This window comes from Pedococcus sp. NPDC057267 (assembly GCF_042668795.1).
Taxonomy (GTDB): domain Bacteria; phylum Actinomycetota; class Actinomycetes; order Actinomycetales; family Dermatophilaceae; genus Pedococcus.
Map to the genome: position 1 here is coordinate 1 of NZ_JBHUYG010000116.1, position 12,459 is coordinate 12,459.

Sequence of the window (12,459 nt, forward strand, 5' to 3'; positions counted from 1 at the left end):
TGCGGGGTGAGCCAGGTCCGCTCGGGCAGCTCCCGCGGGCTGATCCCGCCCTCCCCCGCCCCGCGCAGCAGGTCGAGCACGAGCGCGGCCGGCCCGGCACTGGAGGAGCGCAGCACGGTGTCACCCAGGCGGACGGCCACGGCACCCGCCGCCTCGAGGGCGGCCACCTCCTCGGGGGTGATGCCGCCCTCGGGCCCGACGACGACCACCACGTCGCCCTCGGTCGGGAGGGTCCGGCTCGCCAGGCTCGTGGTCGCGTCCTCGTGCAGGACGTATGCCGCCGCGGCACCGGCCACGCGCGCCGTGAGCGTCTTCGTCGTGACCAGCTCGGCGACGACGGGCACCCGCCCCCGGCGGGACTGCTTGGCGGCTGCGACGACCGTCGCGACCCACTTGCCGCGGGCCTTCTCCCCCCGCTCGCCGCGCCACTGCACGATGCACCGGGCGGCCTGCCACGGGACCACCTCGTCGACGCCGAACTCCGTCGCGGCCTCGACCGCCTGGTCGTCGCGGTCGCCCTTGGCCAGGGCCTGCACCAGCACGAACCGGGGCTGGGGCTCGGGCACCTCCTGGACCTCCAGCACCTGGAGGTCCAGCTCACCGCGGCCGGCCCCGGTGACCTCGCAGACCAGGCGCCTGCCCGCGCCGTCGGCGAGCAGCACGCGCTCCCCCGCGGCGATCCGGCGCACGGTGGCGGCGTGCCGACCCTCGGGCCCGTCCAGCACCACGGCGGACCCGGGCAGGGCGGAGGCCACGCGGGCCGGGTCGACGAGGAAGAGCGGGAGCGTCATGGCCGGGTCAGGGCTCAGCGGCCCTTGAAGGCCTCGCGCAGCTTGCCGAACAGGCCCTGGTTGGCGGGCGCGAGACGACCCTCGGGGCGCTCCTCCCCGCGCAGCACCGCGAGCTGGCGCAGGAGCTCCTCCTGCTGCTCGTCGAGGCGGGTCGGGGTCATGACGTTGGCGTGGACGATCAGGTCGCCGCGGCCGCCGCCGCGCAGGTGCGTCACGCCGAGACCGCGCAGCGTCACCGCGTCACCGGCCTGCGTGCCCGGCTTGACCTCGAGCTCCTGGGAGCCGTCGAAGGTGTCGAGCTTCAGCGTCGTGCCGAGCGCAGCCGCGGTCATGGGCAGCTCGACCGTGGCGTGCAGGTCGTCGCCGCGGCGCTGGAAGGTCGCGTGCGGCCGGACGGACACCTCCACGTAGAGGTCGCCGGCGGGTCCTCCGCCCTGGCCGACCTCGCCCTCACCCGTGAGCTGGATGCGGGTGCCGGTGTCGACGCCCGCCGGGACCTTGATGGTGAGGGTGCGGCGGGTGCGGACGCGGCCGTCGCCGGAGCACTCGAAGCACGGGCTGACGAGCACCTCGCCGTAGCCCTGGCAGGTCATGCAGGGGCGGCTGGTCATCACCTGGCCGAGGAAGGACCGCTGCACCTGCTGGATCTCGCCCCGGCCGCCGCAGACGTCACAGGTCCGGCGCGAGGTGCCCGGCTGGGCGCCGTCGCCGTGGCAGGTGGAGCAGACGACGGCCGTCTCGACCGTGAGCTCCTTCTCGGCGCCGAAGACGGCGTCGGCCATGTCGATGTCGAGCCGGATCAGGGCGTCCTGGCCGCGGCGCTGGCGCGAGCGCGGGCCGCGCTGGGCGGTGCCGGCCCCGGCGCCGAAGAACGCGTCCATGATGTCGCTGAACGAGAAGCCCTGGCCGAAGCCCGCAGCACCGGCGGCGTACGGGTCGGCGCCCATGTCGTACGAGCGGCGCTTCTCCGGGTCGGAGAGCACGTCGTAGGCCTGGGACACCTTCTTGAACTGCTCCTCCGCCTCCGGGCTGGGGTTGACGTCCGGGTGCAGGGTGCGCGCCTTCTTGCGGTAGGCCCGCTTGATGTCCTCGGCGGTGGCGTCCCGCGAGACGCCGAGGTCCTGGTAGTAGTCGTTCACGAAGATCCTTGTCAGTGGTGCATCGACACGGTCGGGGAGCCGGCGGCGGTGACGGCCCCGCGGGAGGTGGACCCGGCGCTCACTGCGCGAGGATCCGGGAGACGTAGGTGGCGACCGCCCGCACCGAGGCCATGGTGGTCGGGTAGTCCATCCGGGTCGGGCCGAGGACGCCGAGCCCGGCGACGAGGTCTGCCCCGGTGCCGTACTCGGTGGAGACGACCGAGGTCGACTGCAGCCCGGCATACGGGTTCTCGTGGCCGATCCGCACGGAGACGGCGTCGGAGGTCTCGCGCGCGGTGCCGAGCAGCTTGAGCAGGATGACGTGCTGCTCGAGCGCCTCGAGGACCGGCCCGATGGTGAGCGGGAAGTCGGTGCCGACGCGGGCGAGGTTGGCCGTGCCGGCGAGGACGACGCGCTCCTCGCGCTCCTCGACCAGCGCGTCCTCGAGCGACTGCACGACGGCGCGGACGAGGTCGCGGTCGGCGGGCTCGAACTCCTCGGGCAGCGAGGACAGGGCCGCCGAGGCGTCCACGAGCCGCTCCCCCACGGCCCGGGCGTTGACCTTGGCCCGGACCAGCCCGAGGGTGGCCTCGCCCTCGGGCGTGGTGAGGTCCGCGGTGGTCTCGATGACCCGCTGCTCGACCCGGCCGGTGTTGACGATGAGCACGACCATGAGCCGCCGGCCGCCCATCGGCACGAACTCGATGTGCCGCACCGAGGACCGGGTCAGCGACGGGTACTGCATGACGGCGACCTGGCGGGTCAGCTGCGCGAGCAGCCGCACCGTCCGGTCGACGACGTCGTCGAGGTCGACGGCGCCCTCGAGGAAGTGGGCGATGGCGGCGCGCTCGGCCGCCGACATCGGCTTGACCGAGCTGAGCCGGTCGACGAACAGGCGGTAACCGGCGTCGGTCGGGACCCGCCCCGCGCTGGTGTGCGGGGCCGCGATCAGCCCCTCCTCCTCGAGCACGGCCATGTCGTTGCGGACCGTCGCCGCGGACACCCCGAGGTGGTGGCGCTCGAGCAGCGCCTTGGACCCGACCGGCTCGGACGTCTCGACGTAGTCCTGGACGATGGCGCGCAGCACGGCGAGGCGTCGTTCTTCGCTCATGGCGCTCCTGTCGTTCGGCTGGCACTTCGTCCGCGGGCGGGGCCGCCCGTGGCAGCTCCCCACGTTGGCACTCACACCCTCGGAGTGCCAAGTCTATGCCGTTCGGCGCGCCCCGGCCGCATCGACCGGCGCGTCCCCGCGGCCGGCCGCCGCACCCGGCATACCCTTCCCCGGTGCCCGACCGCTATGGCTCCGACGTGCTCTCCACCGACTGGCGCAAGCCCCCTCGCGGGCGCGCGACGGAGGTGGAGGCCGTGACCGGTCTGGTCGTCGAGGACGTGGAGACCGGCTGGTGCGGGGCGGTCGTCCGGGTCGAGAAGGCCGGCGGCATGCGGGTCGTCCACCTCGAGGACCGGCGGGGCCGCACCAAGGGCTTCCCGCTCGGCCCAGGCTTCCTGCTCGACGGCGCCCCGGTCGTCCTGACTCCCCCGACCGCGGCGGCGCGGGCCCAGCTCGCCGCGGCGAAGCAGGCCTCGTCGCGCACGGCCTCGGGGTCGCGCGCCGTCGAGGGCGTGCGCGCCAAGGTGGCGAGCGGGTCGCGGATCTTCGTCGAGGGCCGGCACGACGCCGAGCTCGTCGAGAAGGTGTGGGGCGAGGACCTGCGCATCGAGGGCGTCGTCGTCGAGATGCTCGACGGCGTCGACGACCTCTCCGCCGCCATCCGGGACTTCTCCCCCGGCCCCGGCCGCCGGATGGGCGTCCTCGTCGACCACCTCGTGCCGGGCACCAAGGAGCACCGGGTCGTGGAGGAGGCGCGCCGCCTGCAGCCGTATGCCGCACACGTGCGGGTCCTGGGCCACCCGTACGTCGACGTGTGGCAGAGCGTGCGACCCGAGCGGCTCGGGCTCGACGCCTGGCCGGTCATCCCCCGCGGGACCTCGTGGAAGCACGGCATCTGCGCCCACCTCGGCTGGGCGCACGACAGCCAGGCCGACATCGCCCGGGCGTGGAAGCAGATCCTCGGCACGGTCCGCACGTACGCCGACCTCGAGCCGACCCTGCTGGCCAGCGTCGAGGAGCTCATCGACTTCGTGACCGAGCCCGGGCACTGACGTCGGGGGCGCTCCTCGGGGGCGGTGGCCGCGGTCGCCGCTCAGGGTCGGCCCTGACGCTGCCCTGAGCGCACCCCGAAACCGGGACGATCCGTGGCTCCCGTGCGCTTCACTGGGTGAAGGCACCATCCACGGAGGAGAGACATGACCGCCTCACCGCAGTACCCGCAGCAACCCGCACAGCCCATGTCGCAGCAGGAGGAGAAGACCTGGGCCACCCTGACCCACGTCATCTCCGGCGTGGCCATGGTCGTCAGCGCCGGCACCCTCGGCTTCGTCGCCAGCCTGGTCATCTACCTCGTCTACCGCGACCGCGGCCCGTTCGTCCGGGCGCACGCCGCGAACGCGGTGAACGTGCAGCTGACGGCCCTCATCGGCCTCATCGTCTCGGGCGTCCTGATGATCGTGCTGATCGGCTTCGTCCTGTACCCGATCGTGGTCGTCGCCGCGGTCGTCATCCACGCGATCGCCGCCATGCGCGCCAACAACGGCGAGTGGTACGACCCGCCGTTCACCATCCGCTTCGTCAAGTGAGCCGGCCCGGGCGCACGCCCGAGTCCTAGCGCAGGCCGAGGAGCCGTCGCACGACGGTGTCGGCCAGCAGGCGGCCCTGCCTCGTCAGCACCACGCGCTGGCGGCGCAGGGCCGCTGCCCCGTCCACCAGCCCGTCGGCGATGAGACCCGCCACGGCGGTGCGGCCCTCGTCGTGCAGGTCGGCGAGGGGCAGGCCGTCGACGAGCCGCACCCCGAGCAGGACGCGCTCGTCGTAGCGCTGCTCGGCGGTCAGCGTCTCCCGGCCGTGGGCCGGGCTGACGCCGTCGGCGACCCGGCCGGCATACGCGGTCGGGTGCTTGACGTTCCACCAGCGCACGCCGCCGACGTGGCTGTGCGCGCCCGGGCCGACGCCCCACCAGTTGCCGTCGTCCCAGTAGCCCTCGTTGTGGCGGCATCGGGCGTCCAGGCGGCTCGCCCAGTTGCTCACCTCGTACCAGTCGTAGCCTGCCGCGGAGAGCACCTCGTCGGCGAGCTCGTACTTCACGGCCTCGTCGTCGTCCTCGGGCGCGGCGACCTCCCCGCGGCGGACCTGGGCGGCGAGCCGGGTGCCGTCCTCGACCACGAGGGCGTAGGCCGACACGTGGTCCGGATGCAGCGCGACGACGGCGTCCAGGCTGGTGCGCCAGTCCGCCAGGCTCTCCCCCGGCGTTCCGTAGATCAGGTCGAGGCTGACCTGCAGGCCCGCGGCGCGCGCCGCCTCGACGGCCCGGGCGACGTTGGCCGGGTCGTGGGTGCGGTCGAGGGTGTGCAGGACGTGCGGCACGGCCGACTGCATCCCGAGCGAGACGCGGGTGAAGCCGGCGTCGGCGAGGACGGCGAGCGACTCCGGCGTCACCGAGTCGGGGTTGGCCTCGGTGGTCACCTCCGCATCGTCGGCGAGCCCCCACTGCTCCCGTATGCCGTGCAGCATCCGGGCGAGGTCCGTCGCCGCGAGCATGGTGGGCGTGCCGCCGCCCACGAAGACGGTCCCGACCGCGGGGGCGTCCGCTCCGAGGACCTCGCCCGCGAGCGCCAGCTCCTTGAGCGCGGCGTCGGCGAAGGTGGAGACGCCGGCCCCGTCCGTGCCGAGCTCGAGCAGCGTGTAGGTGTTGAAGTCGCAGTAGCCGCAGCGCACGCGGCAGAACGGGACGTGCAGGTAGACCCCGAACGGCCGCTGCGCGAGGGTCGCGAGCGAGGCCTCCGGCAGCCGCCCGTCGGGCGGCGCGGGGTCGCCGTCGGGCAGGGCGCTGGGCATGGGCACCATTGTCTCAGGGCCTCCGGCACCCCTGCGCCGAGGCCGCCCGCGGCGCCACGCGGGTCCTCGTCCCACCCGTCACAGCCTGTCCGGCGTGTCCCGGCGACACGCCGGAGGCCGTCGAAAAAGGCCCTCCCACCTGCGGGAAAGCCCTTGTGGAGCCGCGGTCCGGCGACTAGACATGGTCGTGCGCCCCCACCTCGGTGGGAGCGCCGACCCGGACCTCGGTCCGAGTCGTCGAGGGCCTCGGAAACTCATACTTTCCGAGGCCCTCACCCTTTCCCGGCGCCCCGCAACCTCCTCGACACCGACGCCACCTAGAGTCGGTCGGGTGAGCACTCCCGGCTGGATCGACCTCGACGGCGTCGTGAACATGCGCGACGTCGGCGGACTCCCCACGACCGACGGCGGCACCGTCGCCAGCGGCAGGCTGCTGCGCTCGGACAACCTGCAGGACCTCAGCGACGCCGACGTCCGGCACCTCGTCGAACAGGTGGGCGTCACCGACATCGTCGACCTGCGCAGCGACGTCGAGGTGCGGATCGAGGGGCCCGGACCGCTGCAGGTCCGCGAGCTCGCGACCCACCACCGGCACTCGCTCTTCCGCGACGACGAGGTGGAGGTCAGCGCCGAGGACGCCCTGGTCCTGCCGTGGTCGAAGTCGGCCCGCACCGAGCGCCCGAAGCCGCCGCGGCGCGACGACGACTACTGGGCGAGCCACTACCTGGGCTACCTGGCTGACCGTCCCGACTCGGTGCTCGGCGCCCTCCAGGTCGTGGCCGAGAGCCGCGGCGCCACGATCGTGCACTGCGCCGCGGGCAAGGACCGCACCGGCACGGTGGTCGGCCTCGCCCTCTCCGTGGCCGGCGTCTCGGACGAGGACGTCGTCGCCGACTACGTCGCCACCGGCGAGCGGATCGAGGCGATCGTCGCGCGCCTCATGGCGCGGCCGGCATACGAGGAGGTGCTCCGGGACCAGCCGATGAGCCACCACCTGCCGCGGCCGGAGACGATGCAGCGCATCCTGGCGGTGCTCGCCGAGCGCCACGGCGGCGCAGCCGGTTGGCTGCTCGAGAACGGCTGGAGCCAGGACCAGGTCGCCCAGCTGCGCGGCCGCCTGCGCGACTGACATCAGGCCGGCGGCGGGACCCGCTCATCGGGCTTGTCCGTCACCCAGAGGCGGATGACGCCCTCGACGACGGTCGTGCCGTCGGACCGGGTGCCGCGCACCCGGACCGGCAGGTCGGTGTCACCCTCCCGCGCCCAGTCGGCCGGGTCGGTCTCGGCGACGCAGGTGATGTCGGACGTGGCCTTCGCCGTGTAGGCGACGTCCATGCCCTTGGGGATCCAGCGGCGGGTGGACGGGATGCTCGCCTCGGCCAGTGCACCCATCGCCGCCTCGAGGCCGTTGCAGATCGCGATGACGTGCACGGTGCCGAGGTGGTTGTGCACCCGCCGGCGCTTGCGGACCGTCAGCACGGCGCGGTTCGGCTCCAGGCTCACGAACCGCGGCCGGGCCGAGCGGAAGTAGGGCGCCGCCTGCTCGAAGACGAGCGAGAACAGCCGGGTCCCCTGGGGGTATGCCGCGAGCCGGCGGTAGAGGGCGTACGTGTCGACCATGCCGGCGATGCTACCGGCCGGTAACCCCTACTTCTTGGACTTCTCGGTGTCGCTGGACAGGGCCGCGATGAAGGCCTCCGGCGGGACCTCGACGGTGCCGATGCTCTTCATCCGCTTCTTGCCGGCCTTCTGCTTCTCGAGCAGCTTGCGCTTGCGACTGATGTCACCGCCGTAGCACTTGGCGAGCACGTCCTTGCGGATGGCGCGGATGTTCTCGCGGGCGATGATCCGGGCCCCGATGGCGGCCTGGATCGGCACCTCGAACTGCTGGCGCGGGATGAGGTCCTTGAGCTTGCTGGCCATCATGACGCCGTACGCGTAGGCCTTGTCCTTGTGGACGATCGCCGAGAACGCGTCGACGGTCTCGCCCTGCAGGAGGATGTCGACCTTGACGAGGTCGGCCTCCTGCTCGCCGTCGGGTTCGTAGTCGAGCGAGGCGTACCCGCGCGTGCGCGACTTGAGCTGGTCGAAGAAGTCGAAGACGATCTCGGCCAGCGGGAGGGTGTAGCGCATCTCGACGCGGTCCTCGGACAGGTAGTCCATCCCGCGCAGGCTGCCCCGCTTCTGCTGGCAGAGCTCCATGATCGCGCCGATGAACTCGCTCGGCGCGAGGATCGTGGCCCGCACGACGGGCTCGGTCACCGAGGCGACCTTGCCGTAGGGGAACTCGCTGGGGTTGGTGACGACGATCTCCCTGCCGTCGTCCATCGTCACGTCGTAGACGACGTTGGGCAGGGTCGAGATCAGGTCGAGGTTGAACTCGCGCTCGAGCCGCTCGCGGACGATCTCGAGGTGCAGCATGCCGAGGAAGCCGATGCGGAAGCCGAAGCCCAGCGCCGCCGAGGTCTCCGGCTCGTAGACGAGCGCCGCGTCGTTGAGCTTGAGCTTGTCGAGGGCGTCGCGCAGGTCGGGGTAGTCCGACCCGTCGATCGGGTACAGCCCCGAGAACACCATCGGCTTGGGGTCGCGGTAGCCGCCGAGGGCGTCGGTCGCGGGCTTGGACTGGTTCGTCACCGTGTCGCCGACGCGGGACTGCCGCACGTCCTTGACGCCGGTGATGAGGTAGCCGACCTCGCCGACGCCGAGACCCTTGGAGGGCACCGGCTCGGGGCTGATGACGCCGATCTCGAGCAGCTCGTGCGTGGCCCGCGTCGACATCATCTGGATCCGCTCGCGCGGGATGAGGTGCCCGTCGACGACGCGGACGTAGGTCACGACGCCGCGGTAGGTGTCGTAGACCGAGTCGAAGATCATGGCCCGGGCCGGGGCGTCGGCCACGCCGACGGGGGCAGGGAGCTGCCGCACGATCTCGTCCAGGAGCGGCTCGACGCCGACGCCGGTCTTGCCCGACACCTTGAGGCAGTCCTCGGGCTCGCACCCGATGAGCCCGGCCAGCTCCTCGGCATACTTCTCCGGCTGCGCGGCGGGGAGGTCGATCTTGTTGAGGACCGGGATGATCGTGAGGTCGTTCTCCATGGCGAGGTAGAGGTTCGCCAGGGTCTGCGCCTCGATCCCCTGTGCCGCGTCGACGAGCAGGACCGCGCCCTCGCACGCCGCCAGGGACCGCGACACCTCGTAGGTGAAGTCGACGTGCCCGGGGGTGTCGATCATGTTGAGCGCGTAAGTGGTGCCGTCGAGCTCCCACGGCATGCGGACGGCCTGCGACTTGATCGTGATGCCGCGCTCGCGCTCGATGTCCATCCGGTCGAGGTACTGGGCGCGCATGGCCCGCTCGTCGACGACGCCGGTCATCTGCAGCATCCGGTCGGCCAGCGTCGACTTGCCGTGGTCGATGTGGGCGATGATGCAGAAGTTCCGGATCAGCTCCGGCGGCGTCGCGGCAGGCTGCAGCGCGGTGCGGGCCAGGGGGGACACGGGTGCTTCGAACCTCACGAGGACGTCGGGCGGACGGATCGGTCCATCCTCCCATGCGCCCGGGTGTGCCGGTGACGCACCACCGGGCCTGCCGTCCCCGACGGGTCGCCTGCGCCCCGCAGTGCGGGACCTCGGCGCCGTGGGTCAGGCCGAGCGCGCCGTGGTCCGGCGGTCCAGGGCGAGCGACCACAGGGCGATGCCGACGCCGAGGACGGCGAGCATCGCCCCGACCCGCGAGGGCCACTCGTAGCCGAGGCCCGCGGCGAGCACGATCGAGCCGAGCCAGGCGCCGAGGGCGTTGGCGATGTTGAGGGTGGAGTGGTTGAGCGCGGCGGCGAGCGCCTGGCCCTCGTGCGCGACGTCCATCAGGCGGGTCTGCAGCATCGGCACGAGCACGCTCGGCAGCAGTCCGAGCAGGAAGACCGCCACGAGCGCGAGCACCTGGGACGCCTGCACGGCCGGGCCGAACAGGGCGAGCATGACGGCGATCGTCACGAGCGAGACGGTGATCCCCCGGAGGAGCCCGAACCGCGCCACCGGCCCGGACAGCATGGCGCCTGCCGTCATGCCGACGCCGTAGAGCGCCAGGATGACCGGCACGGTCGCGCTCGAGAAGCCACCGAGGTCGGTCATGGTCGGGGCGATGAAGGAGAACGTCGCGAACATGCCACCGAAGCCCACGGTCCCGATGCCGAGGGCGAGCCACACCTGCGGCCGCCTGAGCGCGGACAGCTCCGAGCGCACGGACACCCCGCCGTCGGCCGGGCAGAACGGCACCCAGCGCCACACCGCCAGCACGGTGACGAGCGCGATCACGCTCACCGCGGCATACGGCCACTGCCACCCGTAGGCCTGGCCGAGGCGCGTCGTGAGCGGGACGCCCACGATGTTCGCCACGGTGAGCCCGGCGATCATCATCGACACCGCCCACGTGCGGCGGTGCGTGGGGACGAGCGAGGCGGCGACGAGCGAGCCGACGCCGAAGTACGCGCCGTGCGGCAGGCCGGAGAGGAAGCGGGCGACCATGAGCAGCCCGTAGCTGCCCGCGAGCGCCGAGAGCCCGTTGGCCACGGCGAATGCGAGCATCAGCCAGAGCAGCAGGGTCTTGCGCGGCAGCTTCGAGCCCAGGGTCGCCAGCACCGGCGCACCGACGACCACGCCGGCGGCGTACGCCGACACGACGTGCCCGGCGGTCGGGATGTCGATGCCGACTCCGTCGGCCACCTGCGGAAGCAGACCCATCGTCACGAACTCGGTGGTGCCGATGGCGAACCCGCCCACCGCCAGCGCCAGCAGGGCGAGCCGCATGTGCGCCGGCCGGACCTCGGGACCGACGGGGTCGAGCGGGTCGGCGACGGGCACGGCGGTCTGGGCGTCGGTCACCCGAGGTCCAACGGGTCGGCCTGCGCGTCGCATTCCCACAGGGTCGGGGTGACGGCCCCGGGCGCGCAGGGGCGTCCACGGGATGCGGAGGAACCCGACATACGATCGGGGCGACCGCGCACAGATCGAGGGGACCATGGCCGAGCAGACCCAGTACGCACCCCCCGTCGGCCCGACCGGACCGATGGGTCCGATGTTCCCGCCGGGGTACCGCAGGGGCGTCCGCACCCACCTGCGCCACCCCCTCGAGAACCTCTGCCTCGTCCTGGTGCTGCTCGGGTCGGTGCTCGTGTGGTCGTTCGCGGGGTACGAGGTCGCGTCGGCGGTCGTCGAGCGCCGCCAGCCCGACCCGTACGCCGTCTTCTTCCTCGCCGCCCCCGTCATCGTCTACTTCGCGCGTGGGCAGCTCTACGCCCAGCTGCGGCTCAGCGGCGTCAAGATCACCCCCACGCAGTACCCGCAGGCGTACCAGATGCTGGTCGAGGCCGCGGCCCACCACGGCCTGGCCAAGCTGCCGGACGCCTACGTCGTCCTCGGCAACGGCATGATCAACGCCGCCGCGTCCGGGCACGGGTTCCGCAAGTTCACCTTCGTCTACAGCGACCTGTTCGAGATCGGCGGCGAGGCCCGCAACCCCGACGCGCTGCGGTTCATCATCGGCCACGAGGTCGGCCACATCGCGGCGGGCCACACGAGCTACTGGCGGCTGCTGGGGATCAGCGGTGCGTCGTGGATCCCGTTCCTCGGCTCGACCCTGTCGCGCAGCCAGGAGTACACCGCCGACAACTTCGGCTACGCGATGGTCCCGCAGGGCAGCGCCGCCGCCATGGCGACCCTCGCCGCCGGCAAGTACCTCAACCGCACCGTCGACGTGAACGCCCTGGCCGACCGCGCGACCACCGAGACCGGCTTCTTCGTGTGGTGGGTCAACGCGCTCGCGTCCCACCCCGTGCTCGTCTGGCGCTCGCACGCGCTGCGCGACCGCCGCCGCCCCGGCCGCCTCCTGTGGCGGCCCAAGGACCGCGGCTGACCGGCCGGGCCACCGGTCTCGCGTAGCGTGCCCGCATGCGCGGACTCCTGCAGCGACTTCTCGGACGGGCCCACCCCCAGCACCGAAGGGGCGGCCCGGGACCGGCCGCCGGGGTGCCCGGGCAGGCGGCCCGTCGTCGGGCAGCCACCACCACCGGGGGGCGCGCCTACCCGGGCGACTTCACCGGCACGCCGCGGCTGTCCTACTCCCCCACCCCGGACGGACAGCCCGACCCGGGCGAGGTCGTGTGGACGTGGGTGCCCTACGAGGAGGACCACAGCCAGGGCAAGGACCGCCCCGTCCTGGTCGTCGGCCGCGACGGCACGTGGCTGCTGGGCCTCATGCTGACCAGCAAGGACCACGACCGGGACGCCGCCGACGAGGCGCGGTGGGGTCGGCAGTGGGTCGACATCGGCGTGGGGGCGTGGGACCGCCAGCGTCGCCCGAGCGAGGTCAGGGTGGACCGGGTGCTTCGTGTCGACCCTGCCGCGGTGCGGCGCGAGGGGGCCGTGCTCGACCGGGCGCGCTTCGAGCAGGTCGCCCACGCGGTCCGCGACGCCCATCGCTGATCGGCGGTCGGGAGGGACGTCGCCTGGGCCCGCCAGGCGCCGGGTACGACGAGGGGCCGGTCACCGTGACGGTGACCTGTCTCTTATACACATCTGACGC

At 72.9% G+C, this 12,459-nt stretch carries 12 protein-coding genes; 5 read left to right on the forward strand and 7 right to left on the reverse strand.

The annotated features are described in order from the left end of the window. The 3 genes from ACFUC1_RS18315 to hrcA form a co-directional block, all read right to left on the reverse strand. The coding region (locus ACFUC1_RS18315; protein ID WP_379122364.1) for a 16S rRNA (uracil(1498)-N(3))-methyltransferase at positions 1 to 791 on the reverse strand (791 nt) is incomplete at its 3' end. A gap of 14 nt (positions 792 to 805) precedes the next feature. Continuing rightward, positions 806 to 1,930 carry a molecular chaperone DnaJ gene (gene dnaJ / locus ACFUC1_RS18320; RefSeq protein WP_379122366.1) on the reverse strand — a complete coding sequence of 375 codons (1,125 nt, stop codon included), beginning with the start codon at positions 1,928 to 1,930 and terminating at the stop codon, positions 806 to 808. A 79-nt stretch (positions 1,931 to 2,009) separates the two neighbouring features. Beyond that, entirely contained in the window at positions 2,010 to 3,041 is a 1,032-nt protein-coding gene (gene hrcA / locus ACFUC1_RS18325) for a heat-inducible transcriptional repressor HrcA (protein WP_379122368.1), read from the reverse strand. A gap of 173 nt (positions 3,042 to 3,214) precedes the next feature. Between hrcA and ACFUC1_RS18330 the strand changes: the two genes are divergently transcribed. Then, positions 3,215 to 4,093: a DUF3097 domain-containing protein gene (locus tag ACFUC1_RS18330; RefSeq protein ID WP_379122370.1), complete on the forward strand. Its 879-nt coding sequence runs from the start codon at positions 3,215 to 3,217 to the stop codon at positions 4,091 to 4,093. A 144-nt stretch (positions 4,094 to 4,237) separates the two neighbouring features. Beyond that, positions 4,238 to 4,627: a DUF4870 domain-containing protein gene (locus ACFUC1_RS18335; RefSeq protein ID WP_379122372.1), complete on the forward strand. Its 390-nt coding sequence runs from the start codon at positions 4,238 to 4,240 to the stop codon at positions 4,625 to 4,627. 25 nt (positions 4,628 to 4,652) lie between these two features. Here the strand turns inward: ACFUC1_RS18335 and hemW are convergent, their stop codons facing one another. Further along, complete coding sequence (hemW, locus tag ACFUC1_RS18340) at positions 4,653 to 5,882, reverse strand: radical SAM family heme chaperone HemW (RefSeq protein ID WP_379122374.1); 1,230 nt, start codon at positions 5,880 to 5,882, stop codon at positions 4,653 to 4,655. A 331-nt stretch (positions 5,883 to 6,213) separates the two neighbouring features. On the opposite strand from hemW, the gene ACFUC1_RS18345 reads away from it, so the two are divergent. Then, positions 6,214 to 7,011: a tyrosine-protein phosphatase gene (locus ACFUC1_RS18345; protein ID WP_379122376.1), complete on the forward strand. Its 798-nt coding sequence runs from the start codon at positions 6,214 to 6,216 to the stop codon at positions 7,009 to 7,011. A 2-nt stretch (positions 7,012 to 7,013) separates the two neighbouring features. Here ACFUC1_RS18345 and ACFUC1_RS18350 read toward each other — a convergent pair whose 3' ends face one another. The 3 genes from ACFUC1_RS18350 to ACFUC1_RS18360 form a co-directional block, all read right to left on the reverse strand. Further along, positions 7,014 to 7,502 carry a hotdog fold domain-containing protein gene (locus ACFUC1_RS18350; protein ID WP_379122378.1) on the reverse strand — a complete coding sequence of 163 codons (489 nt, stop codon included), beginning with the start codon at positions 7,500 to 7,502 and terminating at the stop codon, positions 7,014 to 7,016. A gap of 27 nt (positions 7,503 to 7,529) precedes the next feature. Further along, positions 7,530 to 9,368 (reverse strand): translation elongation factor 4, encoded by a 1,839-nt coding sequence (gene lepA, locus ACFUC1_RS18355; protein WP_379122384.1) that lies wholly within the window; start codon positions 9,366 to 9,368, stop codon positions 7,530 to 7,532. A gap of 153 nt (positions 9,369 to 9,521) precedes the next feature. Continuing rightward, positions 9,522 to 10,685 (reverse strand): MFS transporter, encoded by a 1,164-nt coding sequence (locus tag ACFUC1_RS18360; RefSeq protein ID WP_379122386.1) that lies wholly within the window; start codon positions 10,683 to 10,685, stop codon positions 9,522 to 9,524. Between the two features lie 211 nt (positions 10,686 to 10,896). Between ACFUC1_RS18360 and ACFUC1_RS18365 the strand changes: the two genes are divergently transcribed. Then, positions 10,897 to 11,790, forward strand: coding sequence for a M48 family metallopeptidase (locus tag ACFUC1_RS18365; RefSeq protein ID WP_379122380.1), 894 nt, complete (start codon positions 10,897 to 10,899; stop codon positions 11,788 to 11,790). Positions 11,791 to 11,825: 35 nt separating this feature from the next. Then, positions 11,826 to 12,359, forward strand: a complete 534-nt coding sequence (locus ACFUC1_RS18370; protein ID WP_379122382.1) for a type II toxin-antitoxin system PemK/MazF family toxin — start codon at positions 11,826 to 11,828, stop codon at positions 12,357 to 12,359. Positions 12,360 to 12,459 lie beyond the last annotated feature (100 nt).

Coding starts and splice junctions, on each gene's coding strand:
- ACFUC1_RS18335 (WP_379122372.1), top strand. CDS start 4,238: ATGACCGCCTCACCGCAGTACCCGCAGCAACCCGCACAGCCCATGTCG.
- ACFUC1_RS18350 (WP_379122378.1), bottom strand. CDS start 7,502: ATGGTCGACACGTACGCCCTCTACCGCCGGCTCGCGGCATACCCCCAG.
- ACFUC1_RS18360 (WP_379122386.1), bottom strand. CDS start 10,685: ATGCGGCTCGCCCTGCTGGCGCTGGCGGTGGGCGGGTTCGCCATCGGC.
- hemW (WP_379122374.1), bottom strand. CDS start 5,882: ATGCCCAGCGCCCTGCCCGACGGCGACCCCGCGCCGCCCGACGGGCGG.
- hrcA (WP_379122368.1), bottom strand. CDS start 3,041: ATGAGCGAAGAACGACGCCTCGCCGTGCTGCGCGCCATCGTCCAGGAC.
- ACFUC1_RS18365 (WP_379122380.1), top strand. CDS start 10,897: ATGGCCGAGCAGACCCAGTACGCACCCCCCGTCGGCCCGACCGGACCG.
- ACFUC1_RS18370 (WP_379122382.1), top strand. CDS start 11,826: ATGCGCGGACTCCTGCAGCGACTTCTCGGACGGGCCCACCCCCAGCAC.